15 protein-coding genes are annotated in these 13,118 nt (G+C 37.4%); 5 read left to right on the top strand and 10 right to left on the bottom strand.

Translation table 11 applies throughout. The features are described from left to right. Window positions 1-25: 25 nt before the first annotated feature. Both rpsI and rplM read right to left on the bottom strand, forming a co-directional pair. A complete protein-coding gene (gene rpsI / locus J576_RS18420) occupies window positions 26-412 on the bottom strand; it encodes a 30S ribosomal protein S9 (RefSeq protein ID WP_002048725.1) in 387 nt (128 codons plus the stop codon). Between the two features lie 12 nt (window positions 413-424). After that, window positions 425-853, bottom strand: coding sequence for a 50S ribosomal protein L13 (gene rplM, locus J576_RS18415; protein WP_002048731.1), 429 nt, complete (start codon window positions 851-853; stop codon window positions 425-427). A 173-nt stretch (window positions 854-1,026) separates the two neighbouring features. Between rplM and pdxA the strand changes: the two genes are divergently transcribed. From pdxA to J576_RS18400, 3 genes are read left to right on the top strand one after another with little or no spacing between them, the layout of a single operon-like run. After that, window positions 1,027-2,010, top strand: a complete 984-nt coding sequence (gene pdxA, locus J576_RS18410; RefSeq protein WP_002048706.1) for a 4-hydroxythreonine-4-phosphate dehydrogenase PdxA — start codon at window positions 1,027-1,029, stop codon at window positions 2,008-2,010. Window positions 2,011-2,033: 23 nt separating this feature from the next. Then, window positions 2,034-2,846, top strand: a complete 813-nt coding sequence (rsmA, locus tag J576_RS18405) for a 16S rRNA (adenine(1518)-N(6)/adenine(1519)-N(6))-dimethyltransferase RsmA (RefSeq protein ID WP_002048699.1) — start codon at window positions 2,034-2,036, stop codon at window positions 2,844-2,846. Beyond that, window positions 2,847-3,686: a symmetrical bis(5'-nucleosyl)-tetraphosphatase gene (locus tag J576_RS18400; RefSeq protein ID WP_002048716.1), complete on the top strand. Its 840-nt coding sequence runs from the start codon at window positions 2,847-2,849 to the stop codon at window positions 3,684-3,686. 39 nt (window positions 3,687-3,725) lie between these two features. On the opposite strand, the gene J576_RS18395 is transcribed toward J576_RS18400, so the two are convergent. From J576_RS18395 to hflX, 4 genes are all read right to left on the bottom strand, one after another. Further along, window positions 3,726-4,169, bottom strand: a complete 444-nt coding sequence (locus J576_RS18395; RefSeq protein WP_002048729.1) for a DUF2147 domain-containing protein — start codon at window positions 4,167-4,169, stop codon at window positions 3,726-3,728. Between the two features lie 82 nt (window positions 4,170-4,251). Further along, window positions 4,252-4,926: an LrgB family protein gene (locus tag J576_RS18390; protein ID WP_002048722.1), complete on the bottom strand. Its 675-nt coding sequence runs from the start codon at window positions 4,924-4,926 to the stop codon at window positions 4,252-4,254. Between the two features lie 10 nt (window positions 4,927-4,936). Further along, window positions 4,937-5,308 carry a hypothetical protein gene (locus J576_RS18385; protein ID WP_002048719.1) on the bottom strand — a complete coding sequence of 124 codons (372 nt, stop codon included), beginning with the start codon at window positions 5,306-5,308 and terminating at the stop codon, window positions 4,937-4,939. Window positions 5,309-5,350: 42 nt separating this feature from the next. Beyond that, a complete protein-coding gene (hflX, locus tag J576_RS18380; protein WP_002048698.1) occupies window positions 5,351-6,685 on the bottom strand; it encodes a ribosome rescue GTPase HflX in 1,335 nt (444 codons plus the stop codon). Window positions 6,686-6,888: 203 nt separating this feature from the next. Between hflX and J576_RS18375 the strand changes: the two genes are divergently transcribed. Next, a complete protein-coding gene (locus J576_RS18375) occupies window positions 6,889-7,698 on the top strand; it encodes a lysophospholipid acyltransferase family protein (RefSeq protein ID WP_002048714.1) in 810 nt (269 codons plus the stop codon). Here J576_RS18375 and J576_RS18370 read toward each other — a convergent pair whose 3' ends face one another. Beyond that, window positions 7,699-9,324 (bottom strand): phospholipase D family protein, encoded by a 1,626-nt coding sequence (locus tag J576_RS18370; protein ID WP_002048697.1) that lies wholly within the window; start codon window positions 9,322-9,324, stop codon window positions 7,699-7,701. Between the two features lie 106 nt (window positions 9,325-9,430). Here J576_RS18370 and J576_RS18365 point away from each other — a divergent pair, with 106 nt between their 5' ends. Beyond that, window positions 9,431-10,441, top strand: coding sequence for a metallophosphoesterase (locus J576_RS18365; protein ID WP_002048688.1), 1,011 nt, complete (start codon window positions 9,431-9,433; stop codon window positions 10,439-10,441). A gap of 47 nt (window positions 10,442-10,488) precedes the next feature. Here the strand turns inward: J576_RS18365 and yfiB are convergent, their stop codons facing one another. From yfiB to yfiR, 3 genes are read right to left on the bottom strand one after another with little or no spacing between them, the layout of a single operon-like run. Then, window positions 10,489-10,968 (bottom strand): outer membrane lipoprotein YfiB, encoded by a 480-nt coding sequence (yfiB, locus tag J576_RS18360; RefSeq protein WP_001097560.1) that lies wholly within the window; start codon window positions 10,966-10,968, stop codon window positions 10,489-10,491. A gap of 14 nt (window positions 10,969-10,982) precedes the next feature. Beyond that, the gene (dgcN, locus tag J576_RS18355) at window positions 10,983-12,206 is read right to left on the bottom strand and encodes a diguanylate cyclase DgcN/YfiN (RefSeq protein ID WP_004711907.1); all 1,224 of its coding nucleotides are present in this window, start codon (window positions 12,204-12,206) and stop codon (window positions 10,983-10,985) included. Window positions 12,207-12,211: 5 nt separating this feature from the next. Then, window positions 12,212-12,715 carry a regulatory sequestration protein YfiR gene (gene yfiR / locus J576_RS18350; RefSeq protein WP_004711910.1) on the bottom strand — a complete coding sequence of 168 codons (504 nt, stop codon included), beginning with the start codon at window positions 12,713-12,715 and terminating at the stop codon, window positions 12,212-12,214. Between the last annotated feature and the right edge of the window lie 403 nt (window positions 12,716-13,118).

The raw sequence follows: 13,118 nt of genomic DNA, 5'->3' as shown, positions 1-13,118 counted from the left end.
CTTTTTGTCCGATTCGGTAAACGAATTAACGTTTAGAGAATTGAGGACGTTTACGAGCTTTACGTAAACCAAGTTTCTTACGTTCAACTTCACGAGCATCACGAGTAACGAAACCAGCTTGACGTAGAACAGGTTTTAAAGTTTCGTCAGCAGCGATAAGCGCACGAGTAATACCGTGACGGATCGCGCCAGCTTGACCACCGATACCACCACCTTTAACAGTGATGTAAAGGTCAAACTTTTCAGTAACTTCTAAAAGTTCTAAAGGTTGACGAACAACCATACGAGCAGTTTCACGACCGAAATATTGCTCTAAAGTACGGTTGTTAATAACGAGTTTGCCTGTACCAGCTGACAAGAAAACACGTGCAGTTGCGGTCTTACGGCGACCTGTACCATAATTAGTAGCCATGTGCTGTATCCCTTAGATGTCCAAAACTTGTGGCTGTTGAGCAGCATGAGGATGCTCAGTACCAGCGTACACTTTCATTTTTTTGATCATTGCATAACCAAGAGGACCTTTTGGTAACATGCCTTTAACCGCTTTTTCAAGAACAGCTTCAGGTTTGTGAGCAATTAACTTCTCGAAGTTAGTCTCACGGATACCACCAGGGAAACCAGTATGGCGATAATATTTCTTATCAAGTGATTTGTTACCAGTCACTTGAATTTGTTCAGCATTAATCACAACGATGTAATCGCCAGTGTCAACGTGAGGAGTATAAGAAGTTTTATGCTTACCGCGTAAACGACGAGCGATTTCAGTCGCAAGGCGACCTAAAGTTTTGCCAGAAGCATCAACAACATACCAGTCATGTTGAACTTCAGCTGGCTTAGCGCTGAGAGTTTTCATTAAACCACTACCTATTATAGTTGGTTTGGACTATGGAATCTGTCCAAACAAAAGGAGCGAGCATTCTAAACGAGTTTGCTCAAAGTCACAAGAAAAATCCAGTTTAAGTTAGATAATTTAATACATAAACTGATGAATGGCAGATATGTTAAAATGAAACAAATTCTTGTTATATGTCTGGGGTGATTGTGCTGCCTTTATATATCACTTCCGGTGAGCCTGCTGGTATTGGTCCAGATATTTGCTTAAGTCTGGCGGAACGCATTGATGAGCGTCCAATTGTTGTTTTGGCTGACCGAAATTTATTGCAACAACGTGCTCAAAAGCTAGGCATGGACATTAAGTTTTTAGAGTATACAGGGCAAGCTGAATCATGTTTGCAAGGCGAACTTTATATAGAGCACGTCGCGTTAAAAACAGAAGTCATCGATGGCCAATTAAACCCAGCTAATGCAGCTTATGTATTAGAACAATTACGTCGCTCAGCTGATTATGCAATGTCAGGTAAAAGTGTAGGTGTGGCTACTGCGCCGGTACAAAAATCGGTCATTAATGATGCAGGTATTTTATTTAGTGGTCACACTGAATATTATCAAGAGTTCGCTGGTGTAGAGCGTGTTGTCATGATGCTCGCAACAAAAAACTTGCGGGTAGCTTTAGCGACTACACATTTGCCTTTAAGAGAGGTAGCCGATGCAATTACCAAACAACGCTTACATCAAGTGATAGACATTTTACTTCATGACTTAAAAACCAAGTTTAAAATTAATGATCCAAGAGTATTAGTGTGTGGATTAAACCCTCATGCAGGTGAAGATGGTTACTTGGGGCATGAAGAGATTGATACGATTAATCCGGTTCTTGAAACTTACCGCTCTCAAGGCATTAAAATCAGTTTAAGTATGCCAGCAGATACTTTATTCACTCCTGATCACCTTAAAAATACCGATGGTGTTCTTGCCATGTACCATGATCAAGGTTTACCTGTGCTAAAATCACAAGGTTTTGGTGAAGCAATTAATATCACATTGGGCTTACCGTTTATTCGAACTTCAGTCGATCATGGTACTGCTCTGTCTTTAGCTGGGACAGGTTTGGCAAAAAGCTCAAGTTTAAATGTCGCTGTCGATTTAGCTTTATCGTTGGCAGCGAGTTAAATTTTTCATGTTGGAAATGTTCTATGTATCAAATTAATGCCCTAAACCCGAAAGATGAAGGGCATAAAGCTCGTAAACGTTTTGGTCAAAACTTCTTACATGATCAGCGAGTCATTGCCAAAATTGTACGCTCTGTTAATCCGCGTCCAGGCGACAATATTGTTGAAATTGGTCCAGGTTTGGCTGCTTTAACCTCTCCTTTAATTGGAGAGTGTGAGGCTTTAACTGTAGTCGAGCTAGACCGTGACTTAGCAGCAGGCTTACCAGAACGTGTACCACATCCAGAACGTTTAACTATCGTAGAAGCTGATGCATTAAAATATGATTTTAGCCAACTTGTAAAAGATGGCCGCCCATTACGCGTTGTTGGTAATTTGCCTTATAACATTTCTACACCATTACTTTTTCATCTCTTGGAATTTGGTAGTCAAGTTAAAGACATGCATTTCATGTTGCAAAAAGAAGTGGTAGAACGTATTACTGCTGAACCAAATACAAAAGAATATGGTCGTTTATCGGTAATGATTCAATATTATTGTCAGCCTACCTTTTTATTTGAAGTACCTGCCGGCGCATTTAATCCGCCACCAAAAGTGACCAGTGCTGTATTCCGTTTAGTTCCTTATGAACAAAAACCGATTGTTGCGAAAGATGAGAAAGCTTTAGCTCGTTTGGTTGCACACGTATTTACTCAACGTCGTAAAACTCTAAGAAATAGTCTTAAAGGTATGTTAGCTGAAGATGGCTTCGAAAAAGCAGGAGTCGATCCAATGGCTCGTCCAGAAACTTTGACACTTGCTGAGTTCGTAGCTTTGGCAGATCAAATGGTGGCATAAATGACCAAGCGTTATAACTATGTAATTGGAGATGTGCAAGGTTGTTTTGAAGCACTCAAAGCATTACTAAAAGAAATACGTTTTGATCCTGATCAGGATTTTATTTGGTTTGCTGGTGATTTGGTTGCACGTGGGGAGAACTCGGTAGGTGCACTGCGTTTCATTAAGAAACTAGCCGATCGAGGGGCTGCCGCTACAGTATTGGGTAATCATGACTTAACACTCATTGCTTGTGCTCGTGGTCTTAAAGAAATTAAAGAAAAAGATCGTACGCAGGACGTTATTGATGCTGTAGATGGTGATGAACTCATCGACTGGCTGCGTAAACAACCATTATGTTTATTTCCAAATGAACAAACTGTGCTAACGCATGCTGGTATACCTTGTATTTGGAGTGCATCAAAAACGGCTTCGTTAGCGAAAGAAGTTGAAGCGGTATTAGTAGATGATGATCTGTCTGTGCTAGATGCTTTTTTGGCTGAAATGTATGGTTCGAGACCGGATCTTTGGCACGATGACTTAACTGGTAATGACCGTCTACGCTGCATTACCAATTATTTAACACGTATGCGTTTGACCAATGCAGAAGGTACTTTGGAATTTAGTTTTAAAGATACTTTAGATGCACCAATGCCGGAAGGTTATTTACCTTGGTTTGAATTTCCAAGTAAAGCTGCACAAACACATCAAATATTTTTTGGACATTGGGCTGCTTTAGAAGGCAGAACTATTAGTGATCATATTCAAAATGTTGATGGTGGTTGTGTGTGGGGTAAGAACTTAATTGCTTACCGTCTTGAAGATCAGCAAATATTTTCAGTAGTTAACCCTGTGATGTAATAAAAAAAGCCGCAAAAGCGGCTTTTTTATTTTCGAAAATTATTCTAGTCGAATCCAGATTTGATTGCGGCCTAAAGCAGAAACTCCAAGATAACCGCGCATATGTAGACGGTTACCATTTGCACTGAGTTTGGCTTTTAATCCGTAAACTTTACCAGTATTTGGATCTAGAATTTTTCCTCCGGTATAGGTTGTACTATCAACTTGTTTTAAGCCAGTCGCAATATCCAAACCTACAATATGCTTATTGGTATAAGGCGCTGGACAGTTATCACAAATTTCTTTTGGTGTATAACCCGGACGCGGTGTGATTTTTACAACTTTTCCTGCATACGTACCATTCGCCTCTTTACGTATTTCTACGTGAGCCTTAGGTGTGCCAGTTTTATCGTCAATTGTTTGCCAAAGACCGGTAATATCGGCTGCAAAAGTAGCAGTATTCATTCCCAATAGGAGCAAAGCTCCAACAAAAAATTTCCCCATAATCAAAAATCCTTTTAGATTTGAAAGTCCATCTTATTTCTAATTAATAACGGGTTCAATGTTTATTTAAACTACTTTTTAATCAATGTATTCCAAAAGATAACATGAAGGTGGGTAGCCAGATTGCAGTAAATACCCCATTTAAGGCCATACCAAATGCAGCATAACGACCCGCAACAGGGCCACGCTGCCAAGCTTGAGCAGTTCCAATTGCATGGGCAGCTAAGCCTAGAGCTAAACCTGATGCTCTTTCATCATGAATATGCTTAAGTAAAAATGGTGAAAATGCTGCACCAATAACGCCAGATAAAATCACGATCAGAGTGACTAAAGTTTCTGGAGCATGTAATAAAGTCGCGATATTTAAAGCAATAGGTGTAGTTACAGCGCGTGTAGCAAAAGCCAAAATAGTAGGCTCAGACATATGCAATAAATAAGCGAGTCCCATTGGTAAAGCAACAGCACTAATACTCGCAAAGCATAAAATGCCAATAACCGATTTAAGAGGTAAGTCGTCATAACGCATCGCAGCTAATGGTATAGCTAAAGCAACCGTGACATATCCTAATAAATGGCTAAATAAATCATTTACGTAAATACGGTATTCTTCATAAGGAACTTTCAAGATTGACAATAAACCAATCACAATGAACATACCAAAAACTAAAAGAGGCACTTGAGGGAAACGACGGTTTAAAGGTTTTGCACAAAGATAGCCAACTAGCGTAATCAAAAATCCATATAAAATCATAAACATTTTATTCTCCTTATAACCAATGTTTGGCCATTTTTGCATAGACCCACAAGGGTATAAGGGTACTCACCACCAATACGAAGAGAAACAAAGGAATTTCTTTACCCATATGTACCAGCATAATTAATGAACCTGCACAAATAGGTAAAAAAGCAAAACCACTTTCTTTCATAATTTTATTATTGGTGTCGACAAGTCTTAAGGGGATTTTCTTAAACTTGCGCCAAATGAGTAAGATGATGAGTAAACTAATTAAACCAACTAAGTTACCTAATTCTGGATGACCAAAAGCACGCATAACCACGACTGAGCCTTCACGGAAACCGATAATAAGTAGAAAAGTTCCTACCCATGCTGCCCAATCTATACTTTTGATCTTATCCATATTTTTTATCTCTAAAAGTGTACTTATCAAGTTTTAACTGATCTAGTGCTTGATTTCAAACTCTTCCAATGGTCTTTTAAACTGACTCGCCCGTTCACCCAATATCTCGTCGATAGGGAGTTTGGCTTGACGAATTAACTGCTCAAGCTTATGAGGTGCAATTCGTATATCAATATGTAAAATTCCTTCATCATCATAATGTTCAGATTCGATCACGTTTAAAGCATAAAGCTGGGTACGCAATTTGCCATAAGCAGGTTTAAGTTTTAATGAGAATTGTTGAAGTTGCCCCATTAAACATTCTTGGACTGCTTGGCGTAGTAAATCTAGCCCTAAACCTGAATGTGCTGAAACATACACGCGATCCGGAACATGAGGTTGTGAATAAATAATTTTAGCCTCTTCACCACTTAAATCGATTTTGTTGTAGACACGAAGGACAGGTGAATCTGCTCCAATTTCTTTTAAAACCCCTTCAACAGCTTCAATCTGATCAAGCATGTCATGGCTACTACTGTCAATGACATGTAAAAGTAGGGTGGCTTCAAGCGTTTCTTCTAAAGTTGCTTTAAAAGATTCAACTAGATCATGTTGTAGGTTTCGCACAAAACCTACAGTATCTGCAAGCACAACAGTACCAATACCATCCCATTCTAAACGACGTAAGGTTGGATCAAGAGTTGCAAACAGTTGGTCGGCTGCATACACATCGCTTTTTGCTAAAATATTAAATAATGTGGATTTACCCGCATTGGTGTAACCTACCAAGGATACGGTTGGGATTGAAGCTTTTTGTCTTGCCGCCCGCCCTTGTATACGAGTTTGATGAACTTTATCTAACTTATCTTTTAATTGTGTAATACGCACACGAATGAGGCGACGGTCTGTTTCGAGTTGGGTTTCACCGGGACCACGTAAGCCAATACCACCTTTTTGTTGTTCAAAGTCAGCAGACCAACCACGAATCAGGCGAGTTGATAAATGTTTAAGCTGAGCAAGCTCGACTTGTAATTTACCCTCATGGGTGCGGGCACGCAGCGCAAAAATATCTAGAATTAAACCAGTACGGTCAATGACTCGGCATTTTAATATTCTTTCTAAATTTCGTTCTTGAGCAGGTGTTAAAGCATGATCAAAAATAACCAGTCCTGCTTCTAAATCACGAACTTGTTCTGCAATTTCATCGACTTTACCGGAACCAATAAAAAACTTAGGATTTGGCTTATTACGTTGCACTTTAATGTGTTCAAGAATATCTGCACCAGCAGACTGTGCAAGTAGAGCAAACTCTTCGGCATCCAGATCATCTAATAATTGTACAGACACACTCACTAATATTGTGCGTTCACCGCCTTGATGCCGATCAACATATTCCACGTGGTTATAAATCCTGAAAAGGCTAAAACTTTATTCTAGTGGAAACTTGAGTAAAAGGGGAAAGGGTTTGCTCTTATCCTTTAGATTATCTACATACATTTTATTTTTTATTTGCTTCTATCGCATAGCGATGCAAGTTTATTCCGAAACGTATAGAATGGCTCGAGATGGGTATAACAATGATTGATCGTTAGTGAAATTTTATGGCTCAAACGCAAAGTATAGTGAATTCAACATTAAAGAAATTTTCAAAAATAGGTTTATACGGAAAAAAAGTTACTTCAGCGACAGCGGCAATCAGTGAAGGTTTTTACTTAGTTTATCGTCATGGACTTTATAAAGATCCAAATAACCCTGTTAACACACGATACGTCCAATATTTTTGCCGCCGTTTATGTAAAGTCTTTAACCTCGATGTTCAAGTGCATGGCACCATTCCGAGAGAACCGGCTTTATGGGTAAGTAATCATATATCTTGGCTTGATATTGCTGTTTTAGGTTCAGGTGCACGTGTATTCTTTTTAGCGAAAGCCGAAATAGAAAATTGGCCTATTCTTGGCAACTTAGCAAAAGGTGGTGGCACTTTATTTATTAAGCGTGGGTCTGGTGACTCTATTAGAATTAGAGAGCAAATTGCTGGGTTTTTAAAACAAAATATTCCAGTTTTATTCTTCCCAGAAGCGACTACTACAGATGGTCATTCTGTTAAAAAAGTTCATGGTCGTTTACTTGGAGCTGCTATTGAAGCAGAGCGTCCGGTACAGGTATGTTTAATCTGTTATGTAAATCGTCATGGCGAATTAGATACCGTTGCACCATTTATTGGGGAGATGTCTTTTGTTGAGCATATTCAGCGTGTGCTAGAAATGCCGAAAGTAACGGCTCATTTATTAACATTGCCTCCTATCTCGGTAGAAGGACATGATGTAAAAAGTTTAACTCAAGAAGTCCAACAAAAAATGGTAGAAGGTTTGGCTCAATTACATCAAAAAGTACTTAAGCCAAAAAGTTAATTACATAAAACCTTCGAGAGGCAGCCATGAAAGAAACTTCATGCCTGCCTTTTGCCACCATTTCATTTCTGGCTCTTTTCTATAAATGACAGGTCCTTTTGAAGTTTCTTGTTGCCAATAAATATTATTATTCGGATCTAGTTTTAATTTATAAGCATACTTATTTAAATTTTCATCCATCGTATGGTGAATTGTTTTAGCCAGTGATGGGCTATCTAAAATTACACCAATTTCAGTATTTAAATAGGCTGAACGTGGGTCAAAATTAAATGATCCAATAAAAACCTGTTCATCTAAAGCCATGAGTTTAGTATGTAAACTTGAGCGACTTAAACCTTTCATGTTTACTTTTGCTTTGGTTGCCAACTCATCCGTATTTTTATTTAAATTACGTTTATCTGGAGTTGGTAAAAACTCATAAAGTTGTACGCCGTTTTTCAAAAGCTCTTTTCGGTATCGACCATAAAATGCATGAACCACAGCAACATCATTGGCTTTAAATGAATTTGTTAAAACACGAACTTCTACCCCTTCTTTGGCGAGGGTACTTAAAATTTTAGCGCCTTGCTTTTCAGGAATAAAATAAGCAGAAATCAAATCAACATTGCTTTCTGGTTTTTCCAAATGATTAATCAATTGGAAATTCAAATGCTCTTCTTTTTTTGCTTTTGACTTAATTTTATCAGGGGAGTCTTTTACAACCTCTGCCTTCACCCAGTCAAACTGAATGTTATGGTCTAACCATTTATCAAAAGCATGCGATCTAGACGTTAAATTGAGAAAGTTTTGAACAGTGGCTTGTTGATAGTGAGCATCTAGTTGTTCTTTCAAACTTTCATATCGTAAACGGTGTTGTTGAGCATTGACAATACTTTGGACTGAGTATGCATATTCATGATTCCAGTAGTCATCAAAAGAATTTACGATGTCATCAACAGCAGCACCGACTAACATGACATCGACATCAGAGAATTGATAACTATCACTAACGTTATAATACTGATTTGTCATATTACGCCCACCAATAAGCGCAACCTGATTATCGGCAATAAAACTCTTATTATGCATACGATGATTGATACGCTTTAAGTCTAATAGCATATCCATCGCACGGTATTTACGAAAACGGTATGGGTTAAATAATTTAACTTCAATATTTTTATGCTGAGAAAGGGCCAGTAAAACTCCTTCCATCTTTTTAGCATTATTATCATCAATTAATAGACGCACTTTAACGCCACGATCGGCAGCACGAATAATGGCATGTAAAGCTAAAGCACCGACCTTATCGTTATCCCAAATATAGTACTGTAAGTCTAAAGTCTTCTCGGCTTTATCAATCAACCTTAAACGAGCTGCGAGAGCTTCTAACGGATCATTTAAAATGTGGTAACCCGTTAAATTTGGATTTTGCTCACGTAAAGGTGTAATAATTTTTGCAAGTGAAGTTTGAGATGTATCGATATCACGCGCGTATTGAACTGGTTCAACCCGATGTTTAGGTAGCGTGCTACAACCTGTCAAAGTTACAGCAAAACTTGAACAGACAATTAAAGAAGCTTTGATCAAAAAGCCTTTAGCCTGTTGATGAGTTTGAAGCTGTTTGGAATGAAAGGATTGTGCCATAATCAATACATACGATAAGGTGAGCTAGAGTATAATTCGTGCATATTGAAAGATAAATATTGAATTTGATTACTAGCAATCAATATAAGATAAGTCGAGAATCGTAATGTGGAACCCAAATTCAATCATCTTTTGTTTTTACTTTATTTTTTCAATACTTGCCTTATGGGGAATTGTCGAAGCTTGGGTTCATCAATCGCGTACCGAGACGATTCATCCATTTAAAGCTTTTGTTCACTTACTTGCTTTTTATCTATCTTATCTTCTTATTCCACTTTGGTTCTTTAATTTATATGCAGGTTGGATGGGGTATTACTCAATTCATCAGACTATTTTTATATTTTTATTAAGCGGTATTCTCATTTATGCGCGTTTTATAGAACCGCATACGGTACGTGTCGATGTTCATCAGTATCGTTTGAATCCAGACCGCCGTTTTAATAAGCCTGTAAAAGTTGCTTTAATTGCCGATTTACATATAGGTTTATTTTCTGGCCATGAGCGACAACTCAAAATCATTGTGAAAAAACTCAATGAACAAAAGCCAGACCTAGTGGTTGTGGCAGGAGACTGGACTTATGAGCCAGAAGATAAGTTGGTGCAAGAATTGAGCGTACTCAAAGATATTCAGGCCCCTGTGTATTCTGTTCCTGGAAATCACGATGAACAATATCCAGGACCTCCTATTCAACAACTATTAAAAGACGCGCTTCACTACAATGAAGTTATGGATATTGAAGGGAAAATTGTTGAATTTGATGAATTTCGTTTAATTGGTATTGGTGATCTTTGGGCGGGGAAAACCGATATGCGTTCAATGCCAGACTTACCTCAAGATAAGCCTTGGTTAATTTTGTCCCATAACCCAGATACTGTAGATATGGTTCCCAAATTACCTAATCGCCCCTTAATGTTATCTGGACATACTCATGGGGGACAGGTCGAACTTCCTTGGGTAACCAACTATATTATGAAAAAAGTATCAATCTTAGGTCATAAACGTGGCTTTTATTCACATGAACATGCTGATGTTTTCGTCACCGTAGGAACGGGTATGGTTGGAATACCCTTAAGATTTCGGGTGCCGCCTACTATTGATATTATTGAGCTTGTATAAAATAAAAAAGCCAATCACAAAGGATTGGCTTTTTTATAATTAGAAACCTAAGGAATAATGACGATTGCAACACGACGGTTAATTGCCCGATTTTCATTGGTTGTATTCGGTACATAGGGTTGAGTTGAACCACGCCCAATAACGTAAATATTTTCCTTTTTAAAACCGTGAGTCAAGAAAAGGTTCGCAACACTTTGCGCGCGTTCTTCAGATAACTTTTGGTTGTATTCAGGATTACCTACATCGTCAGTGTGACCAACAATTTTTAATTTATTCAAATCATATTTATTCAATTGATTTGCTAAACGTGTGAGCTCTGCCTCATGACTTTGTTTTAATGTTGCGTCATTAAAATCAAATAATAAGCGTTCTGGTAAACCTAGAGTCCAACCTTCATTAGTAAGTACAAAACCCTCTTTTTTTAGCATTTTTACTTGACGATATTTCAAAGGACCAAAACTCAAGCAGCCTGCAAGCGCAATGCACAGCAATGCAATAAAGGAGAGTTTCAAAGATCTTGTATTCATAAATTAGCCTAAATTTAATTCTCTGGTTTATAAATAAACCAATGTTGCTCAGAAGTCTTAGCCTTATACATCGCTTGATCTGCTTGCATAATAAAATCTTCTGGACTAGACGCAAATTGGGATAAAGCAATCCCTACACTAAAACTGAAATAAATCGTTTGATCATTTAGATGCAAAGGTTCTTTACAGCTTTCGAGTAAATTTTCAGCAATAGATATTAAATGATCAGCATGCGTAATGGAATGCAAAATAACCGCAAATTCATCTCCGCCTAAACGGGCAATAAAGTCTTGATGACGTAAGCGCGTTTGTAACCTTTTCGCCATCTCTTTCAAAACTTCATCACCAGCTAAGTGTCCGAACTGATCATTAATTGATTTAAAGTTGTTGTTATCTATGAATAATAAGGCCGACTTGTTGTCAAAATCCTTATCTTCAAACATATCTAACAATATTTGATAAAAATAATGTCTATTCGGTAATAACGTAAGCTGGTCATGATGGGCTTGAAAAGATAATTTACGATTTTCCTTTTGCAGTTGATTATCCCAAATCTGAATTTCTTCAAGTAACTCATTAAATACGGTATTTAGATCTTGAAACTCTTTAATTCGGTTATAAGGAAAACGAAGGTTATAAGCTTTTTGTTCACTCACGATTTGAGCAATATTTGTGAGCGGATAAATCGCTTGCATAATTTGACGATAAGTCAAATTCACTGACCACCATAAAGCACAAACAATAAATAACATTGCAATCGCAAGACCGACCATAATCATCTTTAAAAATTGCAATATTTTTTCAGAGCTACCAAAAAGTGTGAGTTCACCTACATTCTGCTGGTGATGATAAATTGTTAAATGTACCGGCTCATTTAAAAACCAGTGATCAAACCATCCTTCTAAAACTGAAGTTTGACTCGACAATTTAAAGCTTTGTGCAATTAAATGATGTTCAGAATCATAAATATGAATTGCTCGAATAGAATGATCATTTGTATATTCATTTAAAATCTGTTCTATCGTGATCTTGTCATTAAATACGACAGCTGGCTGAATACGCTCTAGAAGCGTATGGCTGAGTAACTGCAAATTCTGCTTTGCATAAGTTTCCATAGTAAAAACGGAAATAGATACAAAGGTAAAAGAACAAATAAAAAAAGTAATAGCAAAAATCGTAAATTGAGACTTTCTAAAAAGAGCATGTAGAGAAGTGGACTGATACAACTTAGATATCATAGCCCTTACTCCGCATTCTTAGCCAAGAGTAATACCCTTGGATCAATATGGACCTTGGAGTGGCTTAATGCATCTAAGTTAACTTTAAAAGTGGTGTAATTATTTTGGTCATATAAGCAAAAGATACTACCAACTTCACATTCTGGATTATTAATACTTAAAGAAAGCAAAGAACGATATGGATAATTTTGAATTAAATTTTGTTGCTGCTGAGGAGAGGTTGTAGAGAAATAAACAGCTTGGCAATGCGACTTAGGAAAATCTTTAGCATTAACCGTTTGTACACGATAGTTATAAGATAATTGCTGAATATAAGACTGAAAAGTAGAAGTAATTGAAGCATTATCAATTACACAAAGAGTAGGAGTGCTTACATTCTCCCATTTGCTATAACTTAAAATAGATAAAGTCAGCACATAGAAATTATGTTTTGAATTGGCATACGCAGGCCCACTCGTAGCAAACACTACAAGTATGCAGAATAATACTTTCTTAGCGGAGTGCCACATGGTGAGTTAATGCCAAATCAATTGCACGAATAATCTATTCTACATGAAGTTGATTAACTAAAAAAAGTTTAATATCTCATCTAATTTTGACTAAAAAGCCCAAAAAATGATCGGTTGATTCGTGGGATGTGAAAAAGGTATTGCAAAGGGATTTGGATGGTCTATAATGCACATCCATCGGCGGTGATGCAGATAGAAACTTGTTGAAAAACAGTTACTTGAGATTAGATTGGTTACTTTAAGTGATGAATTTAATGTTAAGTTGGTTTGAGAAATAAGTTTTAAAAATATCGAAATTACCTGTTGACTTTTAAGAGATTAAGAGTAATATAGCCGACCTAGCTTGCTGGTGACGAACCAGGAAGAAGATCATTAAGAGAATTGAAGAACAACTTGTGTGGAT

It is taken from the genome of Acinetobacter sp. 766875 (assembly GCF_000582055.1).
Lineage (GTDB): Bacteria > Pseudomonadota > Gammaproteobacteria > Pseudomonadales > Moraxellaceae > Acinetobacter > Acinetobacter nosocomialis.
Note: the sequence above shows the minus strand (reverse complement) of the source record. Positions and strands in the feature narration are given on the sequence as shown.